The organism is Geobacter sp., assembly GCF_030834625.1.
Taxonomy (GTDB): Bacteria; Desulfobacterota; Desulfuromonadia; order Geobacterales; family Geobacteraceae; genus Geobacter.
Genome location: NZ_JAUQXO010000076.1, coordinates 1 through 8041, shown reverse-complemented (window position 1 = coordinate 8041; position 8041 = coordinate 1). Strand labels below are relative to the sequence as shown.

5 protein-coding genes and 1 pseudogene are annotated in these 8041 nt (G+C 60.5%); all 6 read left to right on the top strand.

Annotated features, from left to right (window positions below; translation table 11 throughout):
* Positions 1–188 (top strand): annotated as a pseudogene (locus RCH91_RS18950) (hypothetical protein); the annotation flags it as partial.
* A 770-nt stretch (positions 189–958) separates the two neighbouring features.
* Positions 959–3253, top strand: a complete 2295-nt coding sequence (locus RCH91_RS18945; RefSeq protein WP_306536594.1) for a hypothetical protein — start codon at positions 959–961, stop codon at positions 3251–3253.
* A gap of 86 nt (positions 3254–3339) precedes the next feature.
* Positions 3340–3720, top strand: a complete 381-nt coding sequence (locus RCH91_RS18940) for a hypothetical protein (protein WP_306536592.1) — start codon at positions 3340–3342, stop codon at positions 3718–3720.
* Positions 3721–3778: 58 nt separating this feature from the next.
* Complete coding sequence (locus tag RCH91_RS18935) at positions 3779–4822, top strand: hypothetical protein (protein WP_306536590.1); 1044 nt, start codon at positions 3779–3781, stop codon at positions 4820–4822.
* Between the two features lie 65 nt (positions 4823–4887).
* Positions 4888–5349, top strand: a complete 462-nt coding sequence (locus RCH91_RS18930) for a hypothetical protein (protein WP_306536588.1) — start codon at positions 4888–4890, stop codon at positions 5347–5349.
* Positions 5349–8041 (top strand): M64 family metallopeptidase (locus tag RCH91_RS18925; protein WP_306536586.1); only part of this gene is annotated, 2693 nt, incomplete at its 3' end. The genes RCH91_RS18930 and RCH91_RS18925, both read left to right, overlap by 1 nt.

Sequence of the window (8041 nt, the reverse complement as noted above, 5' to 3'; positions counted from 1 at the left end):
TGCGGACGGCTCCCGAGTTGGCGCCGGAGCTGGAGCACGTGGTCAACGCCTTCGATCCGTGGGCCAGGGACCGAGGTGAGTACTATTCGCTCCAGTGGAAACCGCGGAAAGGGGCCGAGGCGGACGGGGCGTTCACGGGGGGGGGAAGTGATGAGATGACTTGCGGTGAGGCTTTGGTTTTCTGCTGATTGGATAAGAACCTGAATCCGGCATTATCCGGTCAGCTTAATCAATTGGTTAGGCGGCATCACCTTTTCGTAACTCTGGATGAAAACAATGAAAGGAGTTAATGGCAATGGTAAATCATCGTTCTTCCTATTTGAGGGTCGCGGCTTTAATGATGTTGCTGGCCACCGTGATAGCAGGATGCAGCACGTGCCCAGTCGGGCAAGAGATCGTGATCCCGTCGTCTGACGGGACCGGCCCATCTCTTGTCATGGATTTTCACTTGCCCAACGGAAGTATAGTAACCGTCACGCCGGGATCTACGACCTCGACAGTTGACGTTCCGGGTGGAGGCAAAGTCACCGTCATCGTTAATGCAAAGGACGGCGAAGGGGTTCAGGATGCCCAGATCTGGGCCGCCGGCATTACTTGGACGACAGATCCCAATACCGGAATTACAACTCGCTCGGGACCGGGCTTGCTGGGCGCTCCAACGGCGAGCAACCCGGATAGTCGCAGCCCAGGCGAGAAGGGATGCACTGAACGCGTTGTTTCGCAGAACCTGGAAGTCCACAGCACACCTCGAGGAGGCGCCTCTTACGAAGTAAGCGCACGCGGACTCAATTTTGGTGGCAGAGACGTGCGCACACCGTTGGTTAGACTTCAAGCACAGTGAGATCGGAGTGTTGGCACAGGGGCAGAGCCGGACAAGAATCTCACGCGAGGAGAAGCGGCGAATTAACCGGTGTCGCCAGCACTTACAACCTGCACCCCGGGTGCAAAGGGAAATCTTATGAAAAACGGCACCGTATCAAAGAATCAGTCCACTCGCCGTGTCCTGCTCACCTCGTGGGCCATAACTCTTGCCGTGGCTTTCACGGTCTCGTCGTTGCCGCAACCGGCCCGGGCGCAGGGCAGGGAACCCATTGCCGCTGCGGGCCACGGCGGTTTTTTTGGCCAGGACGGGCGCCAGATTCCCTTGACGCTGCGCTTTGTCGCCGACGCGCAGTCCTGGTATCGCAAGCAGTTGTTGGCCACGGTGGCTCCGGCCAAGAAGCGCGAGTTTGCTGCCTATGAAAAACGGCTCCGCGGTGGCTTACAGGTTGACGGCCAGAATGAGCTCGTGCTGCAGCACCAGGCACTGGAATGGTTGCTGGCCAACACTCCATCAAAGCGTCTCAATCCTCAAACGGCCGCCAAAATCCGTGCGCTACGGTACGCCATGAACTGGAAACTGCCGGAGCAGGGCGATTTGAAGGTGGTCGACCGGCGCGAGCCATTCACCCCGCGACCGGATGTCTTGAAGCGACTGGAGTCCCTGGCGATCAAACCCGCGGGGGGCGTGGCGCGGTCCGTCACCACCAGCTCGGGTCAGGCCTATATCGATGAATGCGCGGCAGCCGGCGTACCGATTCCGCCTACCATCAACGTGATGGATCCGGCCGGGTTGACGGGGTGGAAATCCCAAGGCTTCATTCCTACGGGAAGTCAATTTATCGTTGGGACCCCTGCGGAGGTGCGCACCTTCAAGAGTTCTTCCCCTGAGGGGATGTGCTATGCATTGCCCCGGTACACGGACGCCAGTCTGGACACGGTTTTTCTTGACGGTGTGATCTGCATGGGCAAACAGAGCTCCAAGGTCTGTTTTTGGGACAACCAGTGGACGGTAGGCGGCACGGTGCAGGCTTTCGACTTCCCGGCTGGCACCCAGATACCCATCGGCGTACCGACAACGTCCGGCGGCAAGTATCAGGGCGGCGGGAAGGAGATCGAATTCGGCCCGGGCGGGGTCTGCACCGATTGTCACGCGGGAGAGAATCCGTATATCATTCACCCCAAGGCCAATCTCGCCACCAGCGGACCGGCGGTGTTGTGGGAAACCCTTGCCGGGGCGCCACAGAATCTGCCGTCGATGGCGGTCAACCGCTACGATCCTCTCGTAGGGGCGTCGTGGCCGCAAAACCAGCTCTCGCAGGCCGGCTCAACCCTCCCCGCAGAGTGCAGCGGTTGCCACGTCAAAGGTGGCAACGGGCGCTTCCCGCATCTGTCGAATCAGATTCCTCAATACTGCAGCACCGTTCTGGGACAGGCGATAAACGAGACCATGCCGCCGGGCAGCCCCGGAAGCGCCGCCACTGCGGCCAACGCCTTCAAAAATGCCTGGTGCGGCAGTCCGCCCAATTCGAGCTCTGCCGACGCAGGCGACCCGCACATTACGACCATCAACGGCATCAACTACGACTTTCAGGCGGCGGGCGAGTTCACCATCCTCAGGAACGATGACACCGGCTTCGAACTGCAAGCCCGCCAGAGCCCGGTGCTCACTTCATTTACCCCCGGCGCCAACCCGTACACCGGTCTGGCAAGCTGCGTGAGCCTCAACACCGCCGTCGCCCTGCGCGTGGGCAAGCACCGCATTACCTACCAGACTGCCGGCGGGACGTCGGCCAATGAAAGGCGATTGGAACTGCGGGTGAACGGCAAACGCGTCGACCCCCGGAGGGGCTTCAACCTGGGAGGCGGCAACGTGATCAGGAAAGGCACTGCCGACCGTGAGCTCGACATCCGCCTGGCCGATGGGACGCGTGTGGTCGTTATACCGCTCTTCTGGTCGTCACAGGGCTACTGGTACCTGGACGTGCAGGTGTTCAACACCCCCGCACGGGAAGGGGTGATGGGCCCCGTTCTTGCCACGGAGTGGTTGCCACGCGCGCCCGACGGCACGAGTTTCGGCCCGAAACCCGCCTCGCTGGTAGACCGGCATGTGCAGCTCAACCACAAGTTTGCCGACGCCTGGCGAGTGAGCAGCAGCACCAGCCTCTTTGACTACCCCCCCGGAACCACCACCGCCAATTTCACCGACGTCAACTGGCCCCCCGAGAGTGGTCAGTCCTGCACCAGCACCACAGTGAGCAGCCCCACCCCCAGGGTGGAAAGGCCACGTCCTGATCTCGCCAAGAAAGCTTGCCGCGGCATCAAGGACAAAGCCATCTACGCCAACTGCATCTTTGATGTGACAGTGATGGGGGACCCCATAGCCGCCAAAGGCCACCGGCGTGCGGACAAGCTCAAGGCTTTGGCGCAGTAGACACCGTTGGTGGTGAATCAATAAGTTACAGAGACAGGTCTCGGGACAGGTCTCAACCCTCGACCTGGCAAAAAAGGAGGCAAAAAATGAAGAAAGTTAAAGCCTTTGTTGTTGGTTTCACCGGACAAAAAACAATGAGACGGACCTCGACCCTTGCCCTCTTGACATTACTCTGCCTCATCTGCGCGAGCTGCGCTTCGAGAAAAGTGCCGACGGACGCCCGGCTCGTCCTGAAGGACAACGACATCAGAAGGATTAATCAGGGCCTCGCCCAAGGGAGTTTCGTCTTCACCATCCCCACGCGGACCGAGGCCCCTCCGACCACGTGCCCCAAGCCGACTCAGCCTAACTGCATCTGGATATGCACCGGGACCGACCCCCTTGATGGCATCGATGACAATACCTGCTCCACCAACACTTACTGCTGCTACGGCTGCGGCGAGGGTGGCGTAGACGTGTGCCAGTAAGGACAATGAAGCTGGAAAACGTGACTCTTATCAACCGGATGCAGCATGAGGTCTTCCTATGACGACGCGCATCGCACTCTATGGCGGCACCAACCTGTCAACGGAGGAAGCATACTTCGTGCGTTGCCTGACCCGCCACCTCCTTGCAATTCAGGGTGTCGTCCTGATCAGTGGCGGATTCAAGTGCTTCAGGGAACATCCCGAGCGGGTCAGCGTTGACAGCGCGGCATTGCTTGAGGCCAAGGAACGCCTTGACCAGCCCGAGGCTTTCAATCTGCGGTTTGAGACATGGCTTCCCCTGGAGAGGCTGGATCGTCCTGACGACAAGGTCGAACGCTTTGCGGAAGGTACGGTGCACCGGATTCCCGGAACGGATCAGGCCAGACGCTTCAACCTGGTGAAGGCGGCTGACGGACTGGTGACGATCAAGGGGGAGGGAAACACGCGCACCGTTCTGGAGCTGGCGCTGGCTCTCGATAAGCCGGCGTTGCCGATTCCCTTCACGGGAGGGGACTCCCGGACCTTGTGGGAAAACAATCGCGCGGCGTTCCTCTATTCCCTCAATCTTCGGCCAGAACTGATTGGCCGCCTTGAGGGCGATCCGCCGCCGCTGTCGGAGCTGGAAGGGATTGCCAGGGAGGTCGCCCAGGCCATTTATGATGCGGCCAAGAAGCGCTGCCTGGTTCTGATGCCATTCGGTCCGGGGCATGACGATTTTTACCAGAACGTTCTTCGTCACGCTATCGAAGCTGCAAACTATATCCCCCATCGAATCGATATCGATGATTACGCGGGAAATATCCCGTCTTTGTTTCTTTCATCGCTAGAGCGCGCCCGAACGGTGGTCGTTGACGTTACCGGCCTCAACCCCAATGTGATGTACGAGCTTGGCCAGGTCCATGCCCGCGGGATCAACCCTTTCCTCATTCATCGCCGGCAAAAGGCCGCGATAGACGTCGATGCGCTGCCGTTCTACCTGCGCCACGAGAAGTTGGTCAACGAGCTGAATGATGAAGCCGGCCAGCGCAGGATAGCCGACGCCCTGACGCGGTACCTGAATTTTGTCGCCAAGAATGCCGAAGAGCCGCGACGTCAGACATGAAAGCAACAATGACACGATCATCAAACACAAATACCTCAAGCACTCCGACACCATCAGGAGGAATCATGGCAAGCAACGTTCGGCCACAGGGCCCAGGTCTCAGACAGTCTTGCAAATCACTCCGGCTCACCTTTCGGGTCGTGAACCGTGAGATTCAACTCGTGGGGTATGAGCGACTCGACATGATCCCCCCCCCCTCCATTGGAGAACGCCCGGAAGCGGGAAAACATGGCGGTTTCTGGATAGAGCTTCGCGACGCGGGCAATCGCGCGCTCTTTCACCGGGTTCTCGACAATCCGCTGGGGAACTCCGTTGAAGTGCATTCGCCCGACGGAAAGATCGAACGCCGATTCGGCGAGGTAACGGAGGGGATTTTCGAGGTTTTGCTCCCCGACGAAGACGACGCGAGGTCGGTCGTCCTCATGGGCAACCCGCTCGTTCCTGCCAAAGGAAAGGCCAAACACCCGGCGGCATCGGGCGAATTGGCACGGTTTGAAATTCCCGGACGCGGGAAAGGGGGTGAATGATGGGCTCAAGTGACGGATATGTGCTGGGAACCACCAAAGTAGTCGATCATGGCCCTGACAATGCTCGCTGGAACCTTGTGATTATCGGCGACGGATATCGAGCAAGCGAACTCTCAAACTACCACACCCATGTTCAAAACTTCATTACCGAGCTGCGGAATACGCCCCCGTTCAACGAACTCTTCTGCGGAATTAACATCTACCGCATCGATGTGGTCTCCACCGACAGCGGGGCGGACGATCCCGGCTGCGCGGGAGGAACGGCGGTGACGGCGAATACGTACTTCGATGCGACGTTCTGCACCATGTTCGCGGGAAGCCCGCTGGATCGACTCCTCTCGGTGGACACGGCTCTGGCGCTCTCTGTCGTTACGGCGCGGGTGCCGCTGCGCCATCAGGTGCTCTGCATCGTCAATTCAACCAAATACGGCGGATCGGGAGGGACGATCGCAACCTGTTCGGTCGATCCCCAGGCAAACGAGATTGCCATCCACGAGATGGGCCACAGCGCGTTCGGACTGGCGGACGAATACGGCGGCAACGGTGCGGGAACGCCCGCCGGCGAACCTTCGCAACCGAATGCTACCCGTGACACGAACCGGGCGACGAATAAATGGCGTACCCTGATCGCGGCGGCGACGCCGATGCCATCGCAGTGCGACGCGTCGTGCGCCGCCTCGACCTGCGTGCCGCCCGGTTCTCCGCCTCCGGCCGGTGCGGTCGGAACTTACGAAGGCGCCATCTATTCGGACTGCAACACATACCGGCCGCTGCCGTCGTGTTACATGCGCGATTACGGACCGTTCTGCCCCGTCTGCTCCGGTGTCATCAGGGCGACGCTGCAGCCGTTCCAGCCGGCGGAATCGATCAATCTCGTAACGCCGAGCATTTCGTTCACCAATGTTCCGGCGGGAATGGGGGGCGTGGGGGTTACGACCCACCGGGCGATCCGCTGGGATGTGGTTACCTGCCGAAGTCTTACCTTTCAGATCACGGCCGGGCCGACCGGCGGTTTCGGCACTCCGGCGGGCACGTCGGTGTCGGTCACGGCCGATCCGAATCTTCCCTCTGTCGCTGCACGGATCTGGCTTTCCTACACCTCAACCAATCCGGGCGACACGGCGAGCGGCAGCGTGACGGTGCGCTGCGTCGAGACGGGCCAGACCTGGGTGATCAACATCAACGCCAACACCATTGCCCGGCCGCGTTCGGCCGTAGCGCTCGTGATCGACCGTTCGGGCAGCATGAATGACGATGCCGGTGACGGCATCACTAAAGTTCAGAAACTGCGCGAGGCGGCAAACGCCTTTATCAGCATCATGCTGCCGGGCGACGGCATCGGACTGGTCCGATTCAACGAGACTGCCCAGCGCATGATGGAGATCCAGGATGCGGGGGCATCTCCCGGCGGTGCCGGCCGCACGACCGCCATCGGCCACATTTCGGGAAGCGACATCAACCCCTCCGGCTGGACATCCATTGGCGACGGCGTCGTGAACGGGAAGCAGATGCTCGATGACGCGCAAGCCGCCCCTTCGCCGGACTACAACGTGACCGCCATGGTCGTACTCACCGACGGCCAGTGGAACCGCCCCCCTTCGCTCGATGACGTTTCGGGAAGCATCACGGCCAACACCTACGCGGTCGGCCTCGGAATTCCATCAAATATAAGCGTCCCCGCTCTCACCACGCTCTGCCAGGGCCATAACGGCTACCTTCTCATAACCGGCGCGCTTTCGACGGATCAGTCGATGCGGCTGTCGAAGTATTTCCTGCAGATCCTGGCAGGGGTGACCAATGCGCAGATTGTCGCCGATCCCTCCGGGGTGCTGGACCGCCGTTCCGAACACCGGATTCCGTTCTGGATCTGCGAGGCCGACTACGGAATGGATCTGATCGTTTTGAGTCCTGCCCCCCAGGTTATCGACTTCCAGCTCGAAGCACCTGACGGCACGAGGATCACACCAGCCTCAGGCCCGGCCGGTGCAAATGCGCAGTTCGTCCTGACGCAATACGCGTCGTTTTATCGGTGCGCGCTCCCCGTGCTGCCGGCGAACGCAGCGGGAAGTCATGAAGGCCTCTGGCACGCCGTGCTGAAACTCGGCAGACGGATAGCGGGAGGCTACAGCTATGATTCCGGCGCCCAGAATGTAAAGGGGCCGGTCATACCCTACGAGTTCGTTGCCCATTCGTATTCGAGCCTGACGTTCTCGGCACACGTCTCACAGGCGAGCTTTGAGATCGGTGCCACGGCCGACATCGAGGCGTCCCTGCGCGAATATGACGCCGTTCCGCGCGGCCGTGCGAACGTGTGGGCGGAGATTCGCAGACCTGACGGCGCCTTCGATACGATAGGGCTATCAGCCACGTCGGGAGACCGGTACACGATGAACTATGGCTTGCCGATCCCGGGCGTGTACAGCATCCGTGTCCGGGCCCATGGCGAGACGATGCACGGACTCCCCTTCGACCGCGAACAGACGCTGACGACCGTGGCGGTACCGGGCGGCGACCGGTGGGATCCGAACGATCCCAAACGCGATCCGGTCTGCGAACTGCTGGATTGCCTTCGGCGAGCCGGGGCCATCAACGAGGAGTTTATGCGAAGGCTGAAAGCTCTCGGGATAGACCTTGCGTCGTTCCTGAAGTGCCTCGAAAGAAAATGCCGCGGAACGGCCGCTGCAATCGAAAC

Bases quoted from the DNA above. Each gene is read 5' to 3' on its own strand.
- RCH91_RS18945 (WP_306536594.1), top strand. From the start codon at position 959: ATGAAAAACGGCACCGTATCAAAGAATCAGTCCACTCGCCGTGTCCTG.
- RCH91_RS18940 (WP_306536592.1), top strand. From the start codon at position 3,340: ATGAAGAAAGTTAAAGCCTTTGTTGTTGGTTTCACCGGACAAAAAACA.
- RCH91_RS18935 (WP_306536590.1), top strand. From the start codon at position 3,779: ATGACGACGCGCATCGCACTCTATGGCGGCACCAACCTGTCAACGGAG.
- RCH91_RS18930 (WP_306536588.1), top strand. From the start codon at position 4,888: ATGGCAAGCAACGTTCGGCCACAGGGCCCAGGTCTCAGACAGTCTTGC.